At 71.7% G+C, this 19,315-nt stretch carries 22 protein-coding genes; 13 read left to right on the top strand and 9 right to left on the bottom strand.

Annotation, left to right across the window (positions count from 1 at the left end; translation table 11 throughout):
- Nucleotides 1-156: 156 nt before the first annotated feature.
- The gene (locus tag ACWD0Y_RS29555; RefSeq protein ID WP_093799422.1) at nucleotides 157-564 is read left to right on the top strand and encodes a YciI family protein; all 408 of its coding nucleotides are present in this window, start codon (nucleotides 157-159) and stop codon (nucleotides 562-564) included.
- Nucleotides 565-572: 8 nt separating this feature from the next.
- Nucleotides 573-1,757 carry an RNA polymerase sigma factor gene (locus ACWD0Y_RS29550; RefSeq protein ID WP_450263384.1) on the top strand — a complete coding sequence of 395 codons (1,185 nt, stop codon included), beginning with the start codon at nucleotides 573-575 and terminating at the stop codon, nucleotides 1,755-1,757.
- A gap of 323 nt (nucleotides 1,758-2,080) precedes the next feature.
- Here the strand turns inward: ACWD0Y_RS29550 and ACWD0Y_RS29545 are convergent, their stop codons facing one another.
- Nucleotides 2,081-2,443, bottom strand: a complete 363-nt coding sequence (locus ACWD0Y_RS29545) for a hypothetical protein (RefSeq protein ID WP_450263375.1) — start codon at nucleotides 2,441-2,443, stop codon at nucleotides 2,081-2,083.
- A gap of 313 nt (nucleotides 2,444-2,756) precedes the next feature.
- Between ACWD0Y_RS29545 and ACWD0Y_RS29540 the strand changes: the two genes are divergently transcribed.
- Nucleotides 2,757-3,989, top strand: coding sequence for an N-acetylmuramoyl-L-alanine amidase (locus ACWD0Y_RS29540; RefSeq protein WP_450263374.1), 1,233 nt, complete (start codon nucleotides 2,757-2,759; stop codon nucleotides 3,987-3,989).
- Nucleotides 3,990-4,114: 125 nt separating this feature from the next.
- Here the strand turns inward: ACWD0Y_RS29540 and ACWD0Y_RS29535 are convergent, their stop codons facing one another.
- From ACWD0Y_RS29535 to ACWD0Y_RS29525, 3 genes are all read right to left on the bottom strand, one after another.
- Complete coding sequence (locus tag ACWD0Y_RS29535) at nucleotides 4,115-4,702, bottom strand: hypothetical protein (protein WP_450263373.1); 588 nt, start codon at nucleotides 4,700-4,702, stop codon at nucleotides 4,115-4,117.
- Between the two features lie 109 nt (nucleotides 4,703-4,811).
- The gene (locus ACWD0Y_RS29530) at nucleotides 4,812-5,318 is read right to left on the bottom strand and encodes a hypothetical protein (protein ID WP_450263372.1); all 507 of its coding nucleotides are present in this window, start codon (nucleotides 5,316-5,318) and stop codon (nucleotides 4,812-4,814) included.
- 288 nt (nucleotides 5,319-5,606) lie between these two features.
- On the bottom strand, nucleotides 5,607-7,205 hold the full coding sequence (locus ACWD0Y_RS29525; RefSeq protein ID WP_450263383.1) for a beta-N-acetylhexosaminidase: 1,599 nt from the start codon (nucleotides 7,203-7,205) through the stop codon (nucleotides 5,607-5,609).
- Nucleotides 7,206-7,330: 125 nt separating this feature from the next.
- Between ACWD0Y_RS29525 and ACWD0Y_RS29520 the strand changes: the two genes are divergently transcribed.
- From ACWD0Y_RS29520 to ACWD0Y_RS29490, 7 genes are all read left to right on the top strand, one after another.
- A complete protein-coding gene (locus ACWD0Y_RS29520; protein WP_450263371.1) occupies nucleotides 7,331-7,975 on the top strand; it encodes a 2-oxo-4-hydroxy-4-carboxy-5-ureidoimidazoline decarboxylase in 645 nt (214 codons plus the stop codon).
- A gap of 166 nt (nucleotides 7,976-8,141) precedes the next feature.
- Nucleotides 8,142-8,522: a succinate dehydrogenase, cytochrome b556 subunit gene (gene sdhC, locus ACWD0Y_RS29515; protein WP_078606921.1), complete on the top strand. Its 381-nt coding sequence runs from the start codon at nucleotides 8,142-8,144 to the stop codon at nucleotides 8,520-8,522.
- A 5-nt stretch (nucleotides 8,523-8,527) separates the two neighbouring features.
- Nucleotides 8,528-9,004, top strand: coding sequence for a succinate dehydrogenase hydrophobic membrane anchor subunit (locus ACWD0Y_RS29510; protein WP_093799430.1), 477 nt, complete (start codon nucleotides 8,528-8,530; stop codon nucleotides 9,002-9,004).
- Between the two features lie 22 nt (nucleotides 9,005-9,026).
- The gene (gene sdhA / locus ACWD0Y_RS29505; protein ID WP_450263370.1) at nucleotides 9,027-10,781 is read left to right on the top strand and encodes a succinate dehydrogenase flavoprotein subunit; all 1,755 of its coding nucleotides are present in this window, start codon (nucleotides 9,027-9,029) and stop codon (nucleotides 10,779-10,781) included.
- Nucleotides 10,781-11,548: a succinate dehydrogenase iron-sulfur subunit gene (locus tag ACWD0Y_RS29500; RefSeq protein ID WP_450263369.1), complete on the top strand. Its 768-nt coding sequence runs from the start codon at nucleotides 10,781-10,783 to the stop codon at nucleotides 11,546-11,548. Before sdhA ends, ACWD0Y_RS29500 begins: the two co-directional genes overlap by 1 nt.
- A 118-nt stretch (nucleotides 11,549-11,666) precedes the next feature.
- Nucleotides 11,667-12,188, top strand: coding sequence for a hypothetical protein (locus ACWD0Y_RS29495; RefSeq protein WP_450263368.1), 522 nt, complete (start codon nucleotides 11,667-11,669; stop codon nucleotides 12,186-12,188).
- Nucleotides 12,189-12,211: 23 nt separating this feature from the next.
- Complete coding sequence (locus tag ACWD0Y_RS29490) at nucleotides 12,212-13,141, top strand: SMP-30/gluconolactonase/LRE family protein (RefSeq protein WP_450263367.1); 930 nt, start codon at nucleotides 12,212-12,214, stop codon at nucleotides 13,139-13,141.
- A 4-nt stretch (nucleotides 13,142-13,145) separates the two neighbouring features.
- Here the strand turns inward: ACWD0Y_RS29490 and ACWD0Y_RS29485 are convergent, their stop codons facing one another.
- From ACWD0Y_RS29485 to ACWD0Y_RS29475, 3 genes are all read right to left on the bottom strand, one after another.
- Complete coding sequence (locus ACWD0Y_RS29485) at nucleotides 13,146-13,589, bottom strand: pyridoxamine 5'-phosphate oxidase family protein (RefSeq protein ID WP_450263366.1); 444 nt, start codon at nucleotides 13,587-13,589, stop codon at nucleotides 13,146-13,148.
- Nucleotides 13,590-13,618: 29 nt separating this feature from the next.
- Nucleotides 13,619-15,106, bottom strand: coding sequence for an MFS transporter (locus ACWD0Y_RS29480; protein ID WP_450263365.1), 1,488 nt, complete (start codon nucleotides 15,104-15,106; stop codon nucleotides 13,619-13,621).
- Between the two features lie 126 nt (nucleotides 15,107-15,232).
- Nucleotides 15,233-15,721 (bottom strand): MarR family winged helix-turn-helix transcriptional regulator, encoded by a 489-nt coding sequence (locus ACWD0Y_RS29475; RefSeq protein ID WP_450263364.1) that lies wholly within the window; start codon nucleotides 15,719-15,721, stop codon nucleotides 15,233-15,235.
- Between the two features lie 143 nt (nucleotides 15,722-15,864).
- Here ACWD0Y_RS29475 and ACWD0Y_RS29470 point away from each other — a divergent pair, with 143 nt between their 5' ends.
- From ACWD0Y_RS29470 to ACWD0Y_RS29460, 3 genes are read left to right on the top strand one after another with little or no spacing between them, the layout of a single operon-like run.
- Nucleotides 15,865-16,272, top strand: a complete 408-nt coding sequence (locus tag ACWD0Y_RS29470; protein ID WP_450263363.1) for a hypothetical protein — start codon at nucleotides 15,865-15,867, stop codon at nucleotides 16,270-16,272.
- Nucleotides 16,273-16,277: 5 nt separating this feature from the next.
- Nucleotides 16,278-16,712, top strand: coding sequence for a thiol-disulfide oxidoreductase DCC family protein (locus ACWD0Y_RS29465; RefSeq protein WP_450263362.1), 435 nt, complete (start codon nucleotides 16,278-16,280; stop codon nucleotides 16,710-16,712).
- Nucleotides 16,713-16,723: 11 nt separating this feature from the next.
- Nucleotides 16,724-17,428 carry a TetR family transcriptional regulator gene (locus ACWD0Y_RS29460; RefSeq protein ID WP_450263361.1) on the top strand — a complete coding sequence of 235 codons (705 nt, stop codon included), beginning with the start codon at nucleotides 16,724-16,726 and terminating at the stop codon, nucleotides 17,426-17,428.
- 43 nt (nucleotides 17,429-17,471) lie between these two features.
- Here the strand turns inward: ACWD0Y_RS29460 and ACWD0Y_RS29455 are convergent, their stop codons facing one another.
- Both ACWD0Y_RS29455 and ACWD0Y_RS29450 read right to left on the bottom strand, forming a co-directional pair.
- A complete protein-coding gene (locus ACWD0Y_RS29455) occupies nucleotides 17,472-18,923 on the bottom strand; it encodes a metallophosphoesterase (RefSeq protein WP_450263360.1) in 1,452 nt (483 codons plus the stop codon).
- Nucleotides 18,920-19,171 (bottom strand): SCO4848 family membrane protein, encoded by a 252-nt coding sequence (locus ACWD0Y_RS29450; protein WP_450263359.1) that lies wholly within the window; start codon nucleotides 19,169-19,171, stop codon nucleotides 18,920-18,922. The genes ACWD0Y_RS29455 and ACWD0Y_RS29450 overlap by 4 nt, the downstream gene beginning before the upstream one ends.
- Nucleotides 19,172-19,315 lie beyond the last annotated feature (144 nt).

Genomic DNA, 19,315 nt, shown 5'->3' with positions numbered 1-19,315 from the left:
GGACCCGGGCACCGCGAGACGGCTCACCCGGGCTCGTCCGGGCTCGTCCACAAGAGCCAAAAAAGTTCGGGCGGTCATGTCGAGAACCCGTGACCGGCTCCGTCCCCGTGGTGAGAGCGACCACAATGGGTCGCACCAGCACCGAGGAGCGAAACGATGGCCAAGTACCTGCTGCTCAAGCACTACCGCGGCGCCCCGGCCCCGGCCAACGACGTGCCCATGGACCAGTGGACGCCCCAGGAGATCTCCGCCCACGTGCAGTACATGCAGGACTTCGCGGCCCGGCTGGAGGGGACCGGCGAGTTCGTGGACGGCCAGGCGCTCGCCCCCGAGGGGGCGTGGGTGCGGTACGACGGCGAGGGGCGCCCGCCGGTCACCGACGGCCCGTTCGCCGAGACCAAGGACCTCATCGCCGGCTGGATGGTGATCGACGTCGACAGCTACGAGCGCGCCGTCGAGCTGGCCGGTGAGCTGTCGGCCGCCCCCGGGGCGGGCGGGAAGCCGATCCACGAGTGGCTTGAGGTGCGCCCGTTCCTGACCGCGCCGCCCACCGTCACGGAGTGACTTCCCAGATGAACGAGGCCCTGGTCCGGAGCCTCACACCGAGCGTGCTCGGGATCCTCGTCCGCCGCGGAGCCGACTTCGCGGCGGCCGAGGACGCCGTGCAGGACGCGCTGGTCGAGGCGGTCCGCGTCTGGCCGGCCGACCAGCCGCGGGACCCGAAGGGCTGGCTGGTCACCGTGGCCTGGCGCCGGTTCCTCGACGCGACCCGGGCGGACACCGCCCGCCGCCGGCGCGAGGACCTCGTCGAAGAGGAACCGGCGCCCGGGCCCGTGCCCGCGGTGGACGACACGCTCCAGCTCTACTTCCTGTGCGCCCACCCGTCGCTGACGCCGTCGTCCGCCGTCGCCCTCACCCTGCGCGCCGTCGGCGGGCTCACCACCCGCCAGATCGCCCAGGCCTACCTGGTGCCCGAGGCGACGATGGCGCAGCGCATCAGCCGGGCCAAACGCACCGTCTCCGACGTGCGGTTCGACCAGCCCGGCGACGTCGCCACCGTGCTGCGCGTCCTCTACCTGGTCTTCAACGAGGGCTACTCCGGCGACGTCGACCTGGCCGCCGAGGCCATCCGGCTCACCCGCCGGCTCGCGGCCGCGATCGACCACCCGGAGGTGGCGGGGCTGCTCGCCCTCATGCTGCTCCACCACGCCCGGCGGGCCGCCCGGACCGCGCCCGACGGCAGCCTGGTGCCGCTCGCCGGACAGGACCGCGGCCGGTGGGACACCGAGTCGATCGCCGAGGGCGTCCGGATCCTGCAGGCGGCCCTCGCCCGCGACCGGCTGGGCGAGTTCCAGGCCCAGGCCGCCATCGCGGCACTCCACGCCGACGCGCCCACCGCCGAGGAGACCGACTGGGTGCAGATCGTCGAGTGGTACGACGAACTCGTGCGCCTGACCGACAGCCCGGTCGTCCGGCTCAACCGCGCGGTGGCCGTCGGCGAGGCCGACGGACCGCGCGCCGGCCTGGCGGCGCTCGCGGCGCTGGACGGCTCCTCCCCGAGCTCTCGGCTCCGTTCGAGCGGGGAACACCCCGTTCCCCGCCACGCCGCGGTGGCGGCGTACCTCCACGAGCGCGACGGCGACCTGGTGACGGCGGCACGGCTGTACGCCGAGGCGGCCCGGAAGGCACCCAACCTCGCCGAACGCGACCACCTGACGCGCCAGGCCGCCCGGCTCAACGCCCGCCTGCGCCGCTGACGGGTCCCGCTCGGACTTCCCACGTCTCCCGCGGCACTCGGCGCGGCCCCATGGCCGGAGCGGTCGCCTCGAAGCGAGGAGGCGGGCCGGGGCCGGCTGCGCGGCGCATCGCCGGCGGGCGGGCTCAGCGGCAGTGACCTGCGCGCCGGAGACGTGGTGTCCCGGCAGAAACGCCCGCTGAAGCGCCCGGCGAAGTGCCCGGCGAAGGGACCCGTCCGCGACGGTTCGGCTGCCTGAAAAGCGGCTCGCCCGGGCTCATCCGCAAAGAGCCGTGAAACGCCCTGCGCCCGTACGCACGGACATGATCCGGCCGGTTCACGGACTCACATCTGCGACTTGAGGTGGTCGACCACCTCGTTGAACTCCTCCGTCGGCGAGAAGTCCAGATACTCGCAGTCCTCGAGCGCTTCGGGAACGTGACCGGGCGCCCAGTAGAAAGCCTGCCCCGCCTCGTAAATATCCTCACCGTCCTTGGTCCGCATTCTCAGCCGGCCCTTGAGCAGGTAACCCCAGTGCGGGCACTGGCACAGATCACCGGGCAGGCCCTTGGCGAGCGGCCCCATGTCCGTGCCCTTGGGAAACCGCGCGAAAGCGACCGTCATGCCGCCTCCGATTTCCCGCATGCGCAGCTCCACCCCGCCGCCTTCGATCGCGACAGGAGTGTCATTCCGCGTGGTCGACCCCATGGCTCCTCCGTGGCGGATCCGACACGGGAGTTCCGGGAAACTCCGCCTCCTTCCAGTCTGGTCCCGCCCTCTGCGGGGCGCGACATCTGGGGGCGGAGACCGAAGGCGGCGTTCCCGCCAACTCGAATAAGCCTATTTCTTCCGCATACTCGCACGCACCGTTCGCCCGGTGTATAACCACCCGGTTCCGAGTTGCCCGCCGAGCGAGAGATGGAGCCCCGTGCCACCACCGATGAATTCCACGCGAACAACTGGCATTTCCACAATTCAAAAGCTTTCGGCAGGCAAGCCGAAGGCATTCGGCCGCGCCGCCGTGCTGCTCGCCGCGTCGTCCCTGGCCGCCGGTCCGCTCGCCCTCGCCGGCCCCGCGGCCCCCGCGACCCCGCCCGCCCCCGCCGCGACCGCCGGGACCGCCGGGACGTCCGGCACCCTGCACACCCTCGACGTCCCGGCCGGCGGTGATCCGGCCGTGCGCGCGCTCCCGCAGCACACCACCCCGCCGTTCAGTCTGGTCGGCCTCACCTGGGACGACCCGTACACCCAGCTCGGTGGTACGGCCGAGGTCCGCACCCGGGACAGCCGCACGGGAGCCTGGTCCGGCTGGCGCGCGTTCGACACGGATGTGCGTACGCCGGAGAGCGGGCCCGAGCACTCCGGTCCCGGCCTGCGCGCCGGTACCCAGCCGCTGTGGACCGGCCCCTCCGACGGCGTACAGCTGCGCGTGTCCGCGGAGCGGCGCCTGCCGGACGGGCTGCGCGTCGATCTGGTCGACCCCGGGAGCGCCGACACGCCCTCCCCCCGTACCTCGACCGTGGCACCCACCGCGCCGGGGCAGCCGTCCGTCACCTCACGGGCCGGCTGGGGCGCCGACGAGTCGCTGGTGGCGGATCCTCCGACGTACACGGCCGGCACCAAGGCCGTCTTCGTCCACCACACGGCCGGGTCGAACGGCTACACCTGTGCCGAATCCGCTTCGGTCGTCCGGGGTCTGTTCATCTACCACGTGCGGAGCCAGGGCTGGAACGACATCGGCTACCACTTCCTGGTCGACAAGTGCGGCACCCTCTTCGAGGGCCGCGCGGGCGGCATCGACAAGCCCGTCCAGGGCGCGCACACCTACGGCTTCAACACCGGCACGAGCAGCGTCTCCGTCCTCGGCAACTACAACACCGCGACCACCACACCCGTCGTCCGTGAGTCCGTCGCCAAGGTCACCGCCTGGAAGCTCGGTCTGTACGGGCACGACCCGAGCGGCACCGCGACACTGACCGCCGGCGCCGACAACGGCAAGTACAAGCTGGGCCAGCAGGTCGTCATGGGCCGGATCTCCGGGCACCGCGACGGCTACCCGACCGAGTGCCCCGGCAGCAACCTCTACGCCGACCTGCCCGCCATCCGCACCGCGGCGAGCGCCCTCTCCGCCCCTTCCACGCCTTCCGCTCCCTCCACACCCCCCGCCTCCTCCACACCCCCCGCCTCCTCCACGCCCCCCGCCTCCTCCACGCCTTCCACGCCCTCCGACACCGGCCGGACGCCGGCCCCGTAGCGGAGCCGGACGCGCTCCCCGCCCCGCCGCCCCCGGAAAAGGGCGCGGGGCGTGCCCCGCGCACACCGCCGGGTCGCGAGCCGGCGGAGCACGCCGGCAAGGACACGGCGAACCGGGCGAGCCGGTCAGCCGCTGCTGCGGGCCCGGCGTGAGGCCGCGGCCCGCAGGACGCGTTTGCCCTCGTTCGAGAGCTGGAGGGCGTGGTTCAGCCCGCCCCCCGAGTCCCCGGAGAGCATCTCCAGGAGCTGGGCCTGGCGGCGCAGCTCGCCGGCCGTGAGCGGGCCGATGCCGTCGGTCCCGCCGCTGCGGTACGCCTTCACACGCGCCTCGTGGTCGCCCGGCGCCACCCCGTCCAGCCGCAGGTGGACCTCCAGCACGGCGGCCGAGCAGTCCTCGGCCCACTCGCGCAGCGCGAGCTCGTCGTAGGCGGTGGGGACGGCGGCGGCCATGCGGCTGGCGAAGCCGGCCAGCTCACCGGGGGCCGCCCCCGCGACGCGCTCCACCACGACCGCGACCCGGCGCAGCCGGCCGAGCCAGGCGTCGCCGCCCTCGACCGCGGCCCACAGCGGCCTGAGCGCCTCGTCCGTGTCGAGGCCGATGCGCTCGGCGCCTTCGACGTACTCCAGCAGGGGCAGACAGCGGTCCAGGCAGGCCACCGCGCTCGCCGCCAGACTCCGTTCGTCGGCGCGGCCGATCAGTTCCACCAGGGTCACGGTGCCTCCCTCGGCACTGCAGGGCCCGCTCGGTGCGGACCTTCTCCTTCCGACTGCGTACCGCACCGCGATTACGTCACAGACAGCTCATCGCCCGCTCACCGCCCGCTCACAGCCCCAGCCGGTCCAGGAAGCGCGCGAAGAGCTCCTCGGCCAGGGGGTCCGCCTCCTGCCGCAGTACGTCGGCCAGTGCGCCCGGGGCCACGGTCCGTCCGGTCGCGGCCGCCCACTCCACCGCTTTCACCGCGGCTCTCTCCGGCGTGAGGAACAGGTCCTCCAGTACCAGCCCGTCGGCGCCCAGGTGGCCCGCCATCGCCTCGCGCCCCAGGCAGCCGAACCAGGAACCGGCCGCCTCCGCGGAGGTCGCCCCCTCCACGACCACGCAGTCGCTGTCCATGACGAACGCGAACAGCGCGGGCGTCCCCGTCTCCCCGCACACCCCCCGGGCGAGCGCCCCCATGTCGCCGGCCTGCGGCTCACTGGACCGCACCCACACCTGCCACCCGTCGCCCCGCGTCTCGTGGAGCACCAGGCCTTCCCGTACGTCCGCGAGCGCCGCCAGCTCCGCGAGCGGCCGCCCGCTCCGGCCGACCACGAAGTAACCCCAGAAACCCATGCCCCGCTCTCCCCACGCGTCTGTCACATTCTGCCCGCGTCACGTCATGGTGTGACCATGTCAGCCGAAACGGGGGAGGACGCGGTCGCCTTGGGGTGCCGCATGCGCGACGGCGCGCGCACGAAGAGGGTCGCGAGCACGGCGTACGACGGCCCGGCCGGCGGGCGGAGTGCCGCCACGGGCCCGGAAACGGGCGGGGCGGGTGCGGACGCCGGCCGGCGGCCGGCGGCTGTACGCGGACCATACGCCGCCGGCCGGGCCGTCCTCACAAGTGCGCGGCTCGGGCCGTCAGCCCGTACGCCCGGCCAGCGCCTTGAAGCCCTCCCAGTCCAGCGCGGGCTTGTCCGCGTCCCAGGTCTTCTGGGCGAGGGCGCGCAGCGGGAGGTGGATGCCGCGTGCGACCTCCGCCTCCGTCTGGGCGTTCGGGAGGTCGCCCCAGATCGCGAGGCGGCCGCCCAGGATCTGGTCCGCGTAACGCGCCGGCACCGGGTCGGTGCCGCGCAGGACCAGGGGCGTCCAGGACTCGTAGATGCGGCGGCCGGTCGGGTAGGTGAAGGTGTTGGGCTCGCCGAGCACGTAGTAGAGGTACTCGTCGTTGGCGTTGACCAGCTTGCGGCCCTCGCCCAGGTACTCGGCCGGCTGCCGCGCGCCGATCTCCTTGCCGGTCCAGTACTCGACCTCGCGGTCCTGGTCGGCCTTGACGACGCCGCCGGCGTGGAGGCCGTCGTTCCACGACTTGAGCCGCTTGCCGTGCGGACGGAGGGCCGCGGCGCGGTCGTTCAGCCAGCCGGTGGCCAGGTCCTGGATCCTGGCGCCGGAGCCGTACTTGCTGACGGCCGCGCGGGCGAGCTGCGGGTACGACGCCTCCGGGTCCCGCTTCATCAGCGCCTGGTACTCGTCGCCGCCGAGGTGCCAGTGGCGGCCGGGGAAGAGACCGGCGTACTCGTTCAGCAGGTCGTCCACGATCCGCGCGGACGCGGGGTTGGAGATGTCCACGGCGCCGGGCGTCGCCGTGCCGTTGACGTCGCGCAGCTGGAGGTCCGGGTGCGCGCGCATCACCGCGCCGAGGTGGCCCGGCGAGTCGATCTCCGGGATCACCTCGATGTGGCGGCTCTGGGCCAGCTTCACGATCCGCCGGACCTCGGCCTTGGTGAGGTGCTGCTCGGAGACGATCTCGGGGTGGCTGTCGGATGCGATCCGGAAGCCCTGGTCGTCGGAGAAGTGCAGGACGAGCTGGTTGAGCTTGAGGTCGCCCATCTCGCGGACGGTGTCCTCGATCCACCCGGCGGTGTAGTGCTTGCGCGCGGTGTCGAGCATCAGTCCGCGCTGCGGCTTGGCGGGCTTGTCGCGCACGACGCCCTCGGACAGGCGGCCGTCGGCGCGCAGGGCCTGCTTGACGGTGCGGGTCCCGTAGAAGACACCGGCTTCGTCGGCTCCGGTGACACGGACCCGTCCGTCACGGACGGTGAGGGTGTACGACTCGGGGGCGCCGCCGGGAGCCAGCGCCAGCTCGATGTCACCGGCGCGGCCGGATCCGGTGGACGAGAAGCCGCGCTTCATCTCCTGGGCGAGGAGCTTGCCCTCGTCGGCGAGCTCGCTGTCGCCCGGCGCCACGACGACCCGCGTGGAGCGCTGGGGCTGCCAGCCCGGGCCGGTCGCGGCGTCGTACTCCTGTACGGACGGGACGGCGCTGGGCGGCTCGGTCGGCCCCGCCTTCGGGGACGGCGCGGACGGTGTGGACGGTGCCGCCTTGGCGGGCGGTGCTGCCTTGGTGGACGGCGCTGCTGGTTCTGCTGGTGCCGACGACGCCGAGGGGACGGCGGTGGCGATGAGCGGGACGAGCAAGGAGGCGGCGGCCACGGCCAGCGGCCCCCTGAATTGCGACATCATTCAGCAAACGATGCCCAATCGGCCCCCTAATCGTCCACTAATGGGCCAGTATGTGTGTTCAAACTCTCCCGTTCGGGTGAGATTCACGCATCCGTCGACAGCATTTGAAGATCATCGATAGCGTGGTGTCTCACCCGCCCCACCCTTCTCGCCGGCCCCCTTCCGAGGAGCTCACGCTGTCCAGCGCACCGCCGGGACGTACGGCCATACCCGAGCAGAACCGCGGGCCCGCGACCCCCGCCGGCCTCGGCCGCTTCAACGCCGCGTCCGCCGGCGCCGCCGAGACCGCCCTGCTCGCCTGCTGCGCCAGCCCGCGCTGGGCGCGTCGCGTCGCCGCACACCGCCCCTACCCCGATGTCGGCTCGCTGCTCGCCGCGGCCGACGAGGCGGCGTACGACCTGTCCTTCGACGAGATCTCCGAGGCGCTGAGCCGCGAATCCTCGGCGGGCCCGCACGAGGGCGCCCCCGCCGCCGCGCACACCGCGCTGCGCGCCGCCCACGCGGCGTACGAGAGCAGCTTCGGCCACGCCTTCGTGATCTGCCTGGACGGCTTCCGCCCCGAGGAGCACCTCGACCAGGTGCTGGCCGGGATCCGCTCCCGGCTGGGCAACGAACCGGACGAGGAGCGGGCGGTCGCCGCCGACGAGCTGCGCGGGCTGGCGCGGGGACGGCTCGCCCGTATCGTCTCCGATCCGCGGAAAACCGGCTTTTTCCCGGCAAACACCGACCTTGCCTGCCAGACCGGCTGCCAGGAACCCGCCCGATAGCCCGTCCGTGGCCGTTTGACTGCCACTTTGATCACACCAGTGGACCCCGCGCGAACGAACCGACAAGTCGTCGCTACGATGACCGGGGCCGGTGGACCGTACCCGGCCGGGTCAGACCGACATCGAAGCCGGCCGACCCTGATCCCCGCTCCCGGAGGGTTTTTCCGTGCCGGCTGGAACGCTGTACCGCGGCCGGGAAGGTATGTGGTCCTGGGTGGCTCATCGAGTCACCGGCGTCCTCATTTTCTTCTTCCTGTTCGTGCATGTCCTCGACACCGCTCTCGTCCGCGTCTCCCCCGAGGCGTACGACGACGTCGTGGCCACCTACAAGACCCCTCTCGTGGCATTGCTGGAGTACGGCCTCGTCGCCGCCATCCTCTTCCACGCACTCAACGGTCTCCGTGTCATCGCCGTGGACTTCTGGTCCAAGGGCACGCGCTACCAGAAGCAGATGCTCTGGACCGTGATGGGCATCTGGATCGTGCTGATGGCGGGCGCTCTCTACCCCGTGCTCGGCCACGCCGTACGCGAAGTCTTCGGGAGCTGAGGCACATGTCCATCGAGACCACTGGCGCAGTCGGCCCCGTCGAGGGCGTAAGCCGCTACGACGTGGACAACCCCGCTCCCGTCATCGAGCCGCCCCGCGCTCGTACCAAGAAGACGCCCAAGTCGACCCGTACGAACTTCGAGCTGTACGGCTGGCTGTTCATGCGGCTGTCCGGCATCGTGCTGGTCGTCCTGGTCCTCTTCCACCTGCTGATCCAGCTGGTGCTGGACGGCGGCGTGTCCAAGATCGGCTTCGCCTTCGTGGCCGGCCGCTGGGCCTCGCCGTTCTGGCAGACCTGGGACCTGCTCATGCTGTGGCTGGCCATGCTGCACGGCGCCAACGGCCTGCGTACCGTCATCAACGACTACGCGGAGCGGCCGAACACCCGCTTCTGGCTGAAGAACCTGCTGTACACCGCCACGGTGTTCACCGTCCTTCTGGGCACGCTGGTGATCTTCACCTTCGACCCGAACATCCGCTAGGCCCGGGGCTGAGGCAACCACCATGAAGATTCACAAGTACGACACCGTCATCGTCGGCGCCGGCGGCGCGGGCATGCGCGCGGCCATCGAGTCGACGAAGCGCAGCCGCACCGCCGTGCTGACGAAGCTCTACCCCACCCGGTCCCACACGGGCGCCGCGCAGGGCGGCATGGCCGCCGCGCTGGCGAACGTGGAGGAGGACAACTGGGAGTGGCACACCTTCGACACGATCAAGGGCGGCGACTACCTGGTCGACCAGGACGCCGCCGAGATCCTGGCGAAGGAGGCCATCGACTCCGTTCTCGACCTGGAGAAGATGGGCCTGCCGTTCAACCGCACCCCGGACGGCACCATCGACCAGCGCCGCTTCGGCGGCCACTCCCGCAACCACGGTGAGGCCCCGGTCCGCCGGTCCTGCTACGCCTCGGACCGCACCGGCCACATGATCCTCCAGACGCTGTACCAGAACTGCGTCAAGGAGGGTGTGGAGTTCTTCAACGAGTTCTACGTCCTCGACCTGCTGATGCAGGAGGTCGACGGGGTCCGCAAGTCCGCGGGCGTCGTCGCCTACGAGCTGGCGACCGGCGAGATCCACATCTTCCAGGCGAAGGCGATCATCTTCGCCTCCGGCGGCACCGGCAAGTTCTTCAAGGTGACGTCGAACGCGCACACCCTGACCGGTGACGGCCAGGCCGCGGCGTACCGCCGCGGGCTGCCGCTGGAGGACATGGAGTTCTTCCAGTTCCACCCGACGGGCATCTGGCGCATGGGCATCCTGCTGACGGAGGGCGCCCGCGGTGAGGGCGGCATCCTCCGCAACAAGGACGGCGAGCGCTTCATGGAGAAGTACGCGCCGGTCATGAAGGACCTCGCGTCCCGTGACGTCGTCTCGCGCTCCATCTACACGGAGATCCGTGAGGGCCGCGGCTGCGGTCCCGAGGGCGACCACGTCTTCCTCGACCTCACGCACCTGCCGCCGGAGCAGCTCGACGCGAAGCTCCCGGACATCACCGAGTTCGCGCGGACGTACCTGGGCATCGAGCCCTACACGGACCCGATCCCGATCCAGCCGACCGCGCACTACGCCATGGGCGGCATCCCCACGAACGTCAGGGGTGAGGTCCTCGCGGACAACACCACGGTCGTTCCGGGCCTGTACGCCGCCGGCGAGGTCGCCTGCGTCTCGGTGCACGGCGCGAACCGCCTGGGCACCAACTCGCTGCTCGACATCAACGTCTTCGGCAAGCGCGCCGGCATCGCCGCCGCCGAGTACTCGGCCGCGCACGACTACGTCGAGCTCCCCGAGGACCCGGCGTCGCTCGTCGTCGCGCAGGTCGAGCGCCTGCGCAACTCCACCGGCACCGAGCGGGTCCACGACCTGCGCCGGGAGCTCCAGGAGACGATGGACGCCAACGTGATGGTGTTCCGCACCGAGCAGACGATCAAGACGGCGGTCGCTAAGATCGGCGAGCTGCGCGAGCGGTACCTGAACGTGTCGATCCAGGACAAGGGCAAGCGGTTCAACACCGACCTGCTGGAGGCCATCGAGCTGGGCAACCTGCTCGACCTGGCCGAGGTCATGGCCGTGTCCGCCCTGGCGCGCAAGGAGTCCCGCGGCGGTCACTACCGCGAGGACTTCCCGAACCGCGACGACGTCAACTTCATGCGCCACACCATGGCGTACCGCGAGGTCGGCGACGACGGCACCGAGTCGATCCGTCTCGACTACAAGCCGGTCGTCCAGACCCGCTACCAGCCGATGGAGCGTAAGTACTGATGGCTACTCCGACCCTGGACAAGGTCGACGACGCGAAGCCCGCGTCCGTCGCCTCCCCGTACATCACGGTCACCTTCCGGATCCGCCGCTTCAACCCGGAGATCTCGGCCGAGGCCGAGTGGCAGGACTTCCAGATCGAGATCGACCCGAAGGAGCGCGTGCTCGACGGTCTCCACAAGATCAAGTGGGAGACCGACGGCACGCTCACCTTCCGCCGCTCGTGCGCGCACGGCATCTGCGGCTCCGACGCGATGCGGATCAACGGCAAGAACAGGCTCGCCTGCAAGACGCTGATCAAGGACATCAACCCGGAGAAGCCGATCACGATCGAGGCCATAAAGGGCCTCACGGTCCTCAAGGACCTCGTGGTCGACATGGACCCGTTCTTCCAGGCGTACCGCGACGTCATGCCCTTCCTCATCACCAAGGGCAACGAGCCGACGCGTGAGCGTCTGCAGACCGCCGAGGAGCGCGAGCGCTTCGACGACACCACCAAGTGCATCCTGTGCGCCGCGTGCACGTCCTCGTGCCCGGTGTTCTGGAACGACGGCCAGTACTTCGGCCCGGCGGCGATCGTCAACGCGCACCGCTTCATCTTCGACTCGCGCGACGAGGCCGGCGAGCAGCGGCTGGAGATCCTGAACGACAAGGACGGCGTGTGGCGCTGCCGCACGACGTTCAACTGCACGGATGCCTGCCCGCGCGGCATCGAGATCACCAAGGCGATCCAGGAAGTGAAGCGCGCGCTGATCACGCGTCGCTTCTGACCCCTTCCCGGTCGTAGAGCACAAGGCGGCCCCGCCCTCCGGTTCACCCGGTCGGCGGGGCCGCCTTGTGTCAGGATTCAGAGGCACAGGACACGGGCCGAGGGGAGCACGGGGAACCATGAGCGAGCAGAATCCGAATCCGTACGCGGCGGACGGTGATCCGAACGGGAAGTACCAGTGGGGGCCGACCCCCGGCTACGGCTATCCCCACGAGGCGCAGGGCTACGGTTATCCGCAGCAGCCGACGCTGCCGGGGACCCCGGTGCCGTACACCGGCCCGCCGGCGGGCGGCGGGGGCGCGCCGCTGATGTCGATCGGCGACATCACCGTCATGAACGACTCGATCGTCACCCCGTCCGGCACGATGCCGCTCAGGGGCGCGGTGTGGACGGCCACCGACATGTCCCGCACCGAGGAGAAGATGCCGACGGTCGCGATCGTGCTGGCCGTCATCTTCTTCATCTTCTGCCTGCTCGGTCTGCTCTTCCTCCTGATGAAGGAGAAGACGACGACCGGCTTCATCCAGGTCACGGTGACCAGCGGCGGCCGCCACCACTCCACGATGATCCCGGCCGTCGGCCCCGACACCTTCCACATGGTCATGGGCCAGATCAACTACGCCCGCTCGCTCAGCGTCTGACAGCCGACCGGAAAGGCCCGCCCGTGTCCGCCACCGCCCGCAGTTCGGTCTACGAGGTCCTGGACGACCGCTTCCGCACCGGACGGTGCGCGAGCGGGGACGAGCGGCTGGAGACGCTGTACGACGACTGCCGCTGGGCGGAGGGACCGCTCTACGTGCCCGCCTGGCGGCAGACCGTCTGGAGCGACATCCCCAACGACCGCATGCTGCGCTGGGACGAGACGACCGGCACCGTCGGTGTCTTCCGCTCCCCCGCCGGGCACAGCAACGGCAACACCCTCGACCGGGAGGGCCGGCTGATCAGCTGCGAGCAGGGCAACCGCCGCGTCAGCCGCACCGAGCACGACGGCACGGTCACCGTCGTCGCCGACCGCTTCGAGGGCAAACGGCTCAACAGCCCGAACGACGCGACCGTGCACTCCGACGGCTCCGTCTGGTTCTCCGACCCCGACTTCGGGATCACCAGCGACTACGAGGGCTTCCGCGCGGAGAGCGAGATCGGCTCCTGCAACGTCTACCGGGCGGACCCCGCCACCGGCGAGGTCCGGCTGGTCACCGACAGCACCGAGGCGCCGAACGGCCTCGTCTTCTCCCCCGACGAGCGGCAGTTGTACGTCTCCGACACGCGGGCCGGGTGCATCCGCGTCTTCGACGTGCGGGAGGGCGGCACCCTCTCCGACGGCAAGGTCTTCGCCGAGGCCCGGGACGGAGCGCGCTTCGACAACATCCGCTTCGACGACGAGGGCCGGCTGTGGGTGGCCGCGATGGACGACGGGGTGCACTGCTACGACCCGGACGGCACGCTCATCGGCCGCGTCCGCGTCCCCGAGGCGGTCTCGAACATCTCCTTCGGCGGCCCGAAGAACAACCGCGCGTTCATCACGGCCACGACGACGCTGTACTCGCTGGTGATGTCCGTGACGGGCGCGCCGCGGATCCGGCGTACGCACTGAGTCCTCAGTCCTGGGCGGGGATGTCGAGGGCGGTCCCGTACAGGCGGGAGACCCGGATCCGGATCGTCACGCGCCGGTCGGGCGCCGGCCGGCCGGCGGGGGCCGCCCCGTCCGCCGGGTCCACTATCTCCGCCTCGCCCTCGGCCACGGCGAACGACCAGACGTCCGGGCCGCTGACGTGCAGTGAGGTGTGCGGGTCTCGGCGGAGCTGACGGACCTTCAGGCGGTCGGCCGTGGAGGAGACGCTCAGGACGCGCTCCTCGGGGTCCCAGTCGTAGAGCACGGTCGACAGGTGCGGGTGACCGGTGCTCCTGACGCTCGCGAGTACGCCGAACCGCTGCCGCTCCAGGAGCCGGGTCAGTTCCCCGTCGGTGAGCACGCGGGGCGCGGGGCCGTCGTTCTCGGTCGTGGCGGGGGGCGTGTCGGTGGTGGTGGTCGTCGTGTCCATGGGGTGCGGCCTTTCGGTGTGGTGGTCGGTCAGACCGTGACGGGGAGGGTGGCGGCCGGGACGTTGCCGTCCTGGCCGGCGGCCGGCCGGCGCTCGGGACGGCGCAGCATCGTGACGGCGACGGCGAAGGCGGTGACGAGGAGACCCGCGCCCACCGCGAAGGCGAGGTGGTAGCCGCCGGTCAGTGCCTCGGCCCGGTTCCTGCCGTCCGCCGCCAGGCTCTCGGTGCGGGAGGCGGCCAGGGTGGAGAGGACCGCGACGCCCAGGGCCATGCCGATCTGCTGCGTGGTGTTGAACAGCCCGGAGGCGAGGCCCGCGTCCTCCTCGCTCGCGCCGGACATGCCGAGCGTGGTCAGCGCGGGCAGGGCGAGGCCGAAGCCGGCGGCGAGCAGCATCACCGGGAGCAGGTCGACGGCGTAGTGGGCCTGCACGGGGACGCGGGCGAGGAGACCGAGGACGCCGATGAGGAGCACGAGGCCCGCCAGCAGGACGTTGCGCTCGCCGAAGCGGGCGTTGAGGCGGGCGGAGACGCCCAGGGAGACCGCGCCGATGACGGCGGCCGCCGGGAGCATCGCGAGGCCGGTCTCGGCGGCGCCGTACCCGAGCACCTTCTGGAGGTAGAGGGCGACGAGGATCTGGAAGGAGAAGAGCGCGGCGACCATCAGGATCTGGACCAGGTTGGCGCCGGAGACGCTGCGCGAGCGGAAGATCCGCAGCGGCATGAGCGGGTTCTCCGCGGTGGCCTGGCGGACGAGGAACGCGGCGAGCAGCACGGCGGCGAGGGCGCCGAAGCCGAGGGTGTGCGCCGAGGTCCAGCCGTACTCCTCGACCTTGACGACGGTGTAGATGCCGAGCATCAGGCCGGCGGTGACCAGGCCGGCGCCGATGACGTCCGCGCCCGCCCCGAGGCCGAGACCGCGGTCGCCGGGCAGGACGGCGACCGCGACCGCGAGGGCGGCCAGGCCGATGGGCAGGTTGATGAAGAAGATCCAGTGCCAGTCGAGCGCGTCGGTGAGTACGCCGCCGAGCACCTGGCCGACGGACGCGCCCGCCGCGCCGGTGAAGCTGAAGACGGCGATCGCCTTGGCGCGCTCCCGGGGCTCGGTGAACAGCGTCACGAGCATGCCCAGGCTGACGGCGGAGGCCATCGCGCTGCCGATGCCCTGGAGGAAGCGGGCGGCGATCAGTACGGCGGGGGAGGCTGCCGCGCCGGCCAGCAGTGAGGCGGCGGTGAAGACCGCGAGGCCCGCCAGGAACATGCGCTTGCGGCCGATCAGGTCGCCGAGCCGCCCCGCGAGGAGGAGCAGGCTGCCGAACGCGATCAGGTAGGCGTTGACGACCCAACTGAGGCCGGCGGGGGTGAAGCCCAGGTCCTGCTGGATGGCCGGCATCGCCACGGTCACGATGGAGCCGTCGAGGACGATCATCAGCATCCCGGTGGCGATGACTCCGAGGGCGAGCCGGCGCGAGCGGGGGGCGGCGGGTGACGCGGGAGATGGGGCGGATGCGGCAGACATGCGGTCTCTCCTGTCCGTTGGGGCGACAGGAGAGACCGTAGCAGATGGTTTTGTTGCAGACTATTTTTTTCGGTCTTACTTTCCGGGCCCGCCCCACGGCCCCGCCCCCGGCCCGCCTCCCGGGACCTACTTCCTGGGCTGACGCGCGCGGCGGGCCGGCCGGGGGTTGTCGGCGGGGGCGGCCAGGGCGTCGCCGACCAGGCGGTTCAGGGCGCGCAGAAGGGCCTCCCGGTCCCCCTCGGGGAGTCCGGCCAGGGCCTCCCGGTGCACGCGGTCGACGATCTCCTGACTCCGCCCGGCGACGCGGGCGCCCTCCTCGGTGACCGCGATGATCCGGGCCCGCCGGTCCGTACTGGAGGGGCGGCGCTCGGCGAGGCCGGCCTTCTCCAGGGCGTCCACCGTCACCACCATCGTGGTCTTGTCCATGTCGCCGATCTCGGCGAGCTGGATCTGGGTGCGCTCCTCCTCCAGGGCGTGGACGAGCACGCAGTGCATCCGGGCGGTCAGGCCGATCTCGGCGAGCGCGGCGGACATCTGGGTGCGCAGGACGTGGCTGGTGTGGTCGAGGAGGAAAGAGAGGTCCGGTTCGGTGCGGGTGGGCGTCATGGCGGTCATACCGGCAAGCGTAACAATTCGATCCGTGGCGGATTATCCAGAAGAGGACTTTCATGAGGCCGCCGCCCCACTTGAACATGTTCAAAAATGGGCCTAGATTCATTCCAGCCAGCCTTTTGAACACGTTCAAGAAGGGGTGGGGTATGGACCTCACTGTTGTCGCCTACGCCGTCTACCTGCTGATCAGCGTCGCGCTCACCATCTGGGTCGCGCGGACCCTGAGCCGCAACGGGCGCATCTTCATCGCGAGCGTCCTGCACGGGGACGAGAAGCTCGCCGACGCGGTCAACCACCTGCTGGTGGTCGGCTTCTACCTCGTCAACCTCGGGTTCGTCGCCCTGTACCTCAAGGCGGCGGACACCGTCGAGAACGCCCGCGGACTCTTCGAGGCGCTCTCGGTGAAGCTCGGTGTCGTCCTGCTCGTCCTCGGCGTCATGCACCTCGGCAACGTCTGGGTCCTCAACAAGATCCGGCGGCGGTCCATCATGGAGCGCGAGCAGCGCCCGCCGGTCCCGCCGCAGGGCTGGACCACCGCTCCCGCCGGGATGTGAGCGCGATGGCCGCCCCGGCCGCCGCGGTCGCCGCGGCCACCCCGGTCAGCAGACTGACGGTCCTGTACGACGCCCAGTGCTCCCTCTGCGTCCATCTGCGGAACTGGCTGCTGCGGCAGCGTCAGCTCGTACCGCTGGACCTGGTGCCGGCCGGCTCGGACGAGGCGCGGCGCAGGTACCCCCGCCTCGACCACGCCCGCACCCTGCGGGAGATCACCCTCATCGGCGACAGGGGCCAGGTCTACACCGGCCCCGCCGCCTGGGTGGTCTGCCTCTGGGCCCTGGCCGACCACCGCGCCAAGGCCCACTGGCTCGCCACCCCGGCGGGCGCCCCCTTCGTGCGGGTGTCGATGCTCGCGGCCGCCAAGTACCGCGGGGCCGCGCCGGCCGGAGCGGGGGGCACCCCGCCCTGCGGCGACCGGTGCTCCGTCCCCGGCTAGGCTCGGTCACCGTGAAAGAAGACAAGGCCCCCAAGAGCGAGCAGACCCGCACGCTCATCCTCGAAACCGCCCTCAAGCTCTTCCAGGAGCGCGGTTACGACAAGACCACCATGCGGGCCATCGCCAAGGAGGCGGGCGTCTCCGTAGGGAACGCGTACTACTACTTCGGCTCCAAGGAACACCTCGTCCAGGGCTTCTACGACCGGATCGCCGCCGAACACCAGGCGGCGGTCCGGCCCGTGCTGGACCGGGAGACCGATCTGGAGGCGCGGATGGCCGGGGTGCTGAAGGCCTGGCTGGACATCGCCGCGCCGTACCACGAGTTCGCGGCCCAGTTCTTCAAGAACGCCGCGGACCCCGAGAGCCCGCTGAGTCCCTTCTCCCCCGAGTCGGAGCACGCCCGCGAGGCGGCCATCGCCGTCCACCGGGAGGTCCTGGCCGGGTCGAAGGCCAAGGTCGCCGAGGAACTGCGGGACATCCTCCCCGAGTTGATGTGGCTCTCCCAGATGGGACTCGTCCTGTACTGGGTGTTCGACCGCTCCGAGGACCGGGAGCGCAGCCGCCGCCTCGCCGAACGCGGCGCCCGCCTCACCAGCCGCGGGGTCGCGCTCTCCCGCTTCCGGGTGCTGCGTCCGCTCGTACGCGAGGTGCACGAGCTGTTCACGGACTTCCTGCCGGGGATGGCCCAGGCGGCGGCCTCCCGCAAGACGCACTGACCGGCGGCGGGGCACCGGTTGCCGGCCGGGGTGCGGCAGGCGGTCACGCCTGGCGGGAAGCCAGTTCCACGACGGTGATGTCGGACTGCGCGCCGACCCGGACGGGCGGGCCCCACGCGCCCGCGCCCCGCGAGACGTACAGCTGGGTGTCCCCGTACCGCTCAAGACCGGCGACGGTCGGATTGGCCAGGGCGGCGATGTGGTTGCCGGGCCAGAGCTGGCCGCCGTGGGTGTGCCCGGACAGTTGCAGGTCCACTCCGTGCTCCACCGCGTCGTGGATGACGACGGGCTGGTGCGCGAGCAGGACGCTGGCGCGGGTACGGTCCCGGTCCCCCAGCGCCCGTACGAAGTCGGGGCCCTGCCCCTCGCTCTCGCCCGCGACGTCGTTGACCCCGGCGAGGTCGAAGCCGGCGATCTCGACGCGGTCGTTCTCCAGCGGCCGCAGACCGAGTTCGCGCACGTGCTCGACCCACTGCCCGGCGCCGGAGAAGTACTCGTGGTTGCCCGTCACGAAGAAGGACCCGTGCCGGGCCCGGAGCTGCGCCAACGGCTCGGCCGCGGGCCCCAGGTCGGCCACGCTCCCGTCGACGAGGTCACCGACGACCGCCACCAGGTCGGGCTGGACGGAGTTGATGGTGTCGACGATCCGCCGGGTGTGCGCGCGTCCGAGGATCGGCCCCAGGTGCACGTCGCTGACGACGGCGATCCGGAACCCGTGCGCGCCCCGCGGCAGTCTGGCCAGCGGCACCCGGACCCGCTTCACCTGCGGGCCGCGCAGTACCCCGTAGGTCCCGTACCCGACGGTTCCGAGCGCGGCCACCGCGGCACCGGCGCCCACCACCCGTGAGACGAACAGCCGCCGCGAGAGGTCCCCCGAGGGGCCGGCGCCGGCGGTCCTGCCGGTTCCGCCGGTTCCGCCGTTCCCGTCGGCGGGGGCGGGAGCGGGGGGCGCCACGGAGGCCGCGGGCGCGGTCACCGTGTCCGTGCCGGTGTGCGTACCCGTGTGCGTGCCTCTGTGCGTCGTGCCCGTCTCCGTGCCGCCCGGCGCCGCCACGGCCGGTATCCGGCCGCTGCCGGGGGCCCGGGCGGCCCGCCCCCCGGTCGCGGGGAGGGGCGGGGTGGCGGAAGTCTCCCCGGCCGCCCCGTCCGGCGACGCTCCGCCCCCGCGCCCCAGCCACCACCGCAGCAGGGGCCGCACCGCCTCGCCCACCACCAGCGCCAGCAGCAGGTACATCAGCACCGCCAGCCACAGGAACCCCGGCCACGCCAGCACCTGCTGCGCCCAGAACGGTGCGCCGGAGCGCCCCGAGACGAGCGCGCCCACCGCCAGCAGCGGCAGCACCACCGCCGCCACCGTGCCCGCCCGCCGGGCGGCACCGCCCGGCACGGTCGTGTCGCGGACCAGCCGCCGCCACACGTACCAGTGCGCCCCACCGATCAGACCGACGGCCACCAGCACGCCGACGACGACACCCAGTACAGCACCCACGGTCATCCCCGGTTCCGCTCACGACGCAGGGCACGCACCCCACGCAACCCGATCACCCCGACGGCCGTCCCCAGAAGAAAGGACGTGACGGCGAGCAGCAGGTGCACCCAGAAGTACGTGGTCGGGTCACCCGCGTCGTCGAAGGCGAGCCCGCTGCCGTCCTTCCACAGGTTTTTGACGAAAGTGATCCAGATGAACCAGCTCCACACCCCGAAGGCGAGCAGGAACCAGGAGACGGGGCGGCTGAGCTTCATGAGCCCAGTATCGCCACCGTTCTCCGGCCTCCGCCGCCGGGGTGCGGACACGGGCCCGGGCGCGTACACGGACACCGTCGCGGGGGGGGGGGGGGGGGGGCCGCCCCGGGGGGGGCCCCCCCGCCGCCCCCGCCCCACCGCGCC

Source organism: Streptomyces altiplanensis (genome assembly GCF_053591575.1).
Note: the sequence above shows the minus strand (reverse complement) of the source record. Positions and strands in the feature narration are given on the sequence as shown.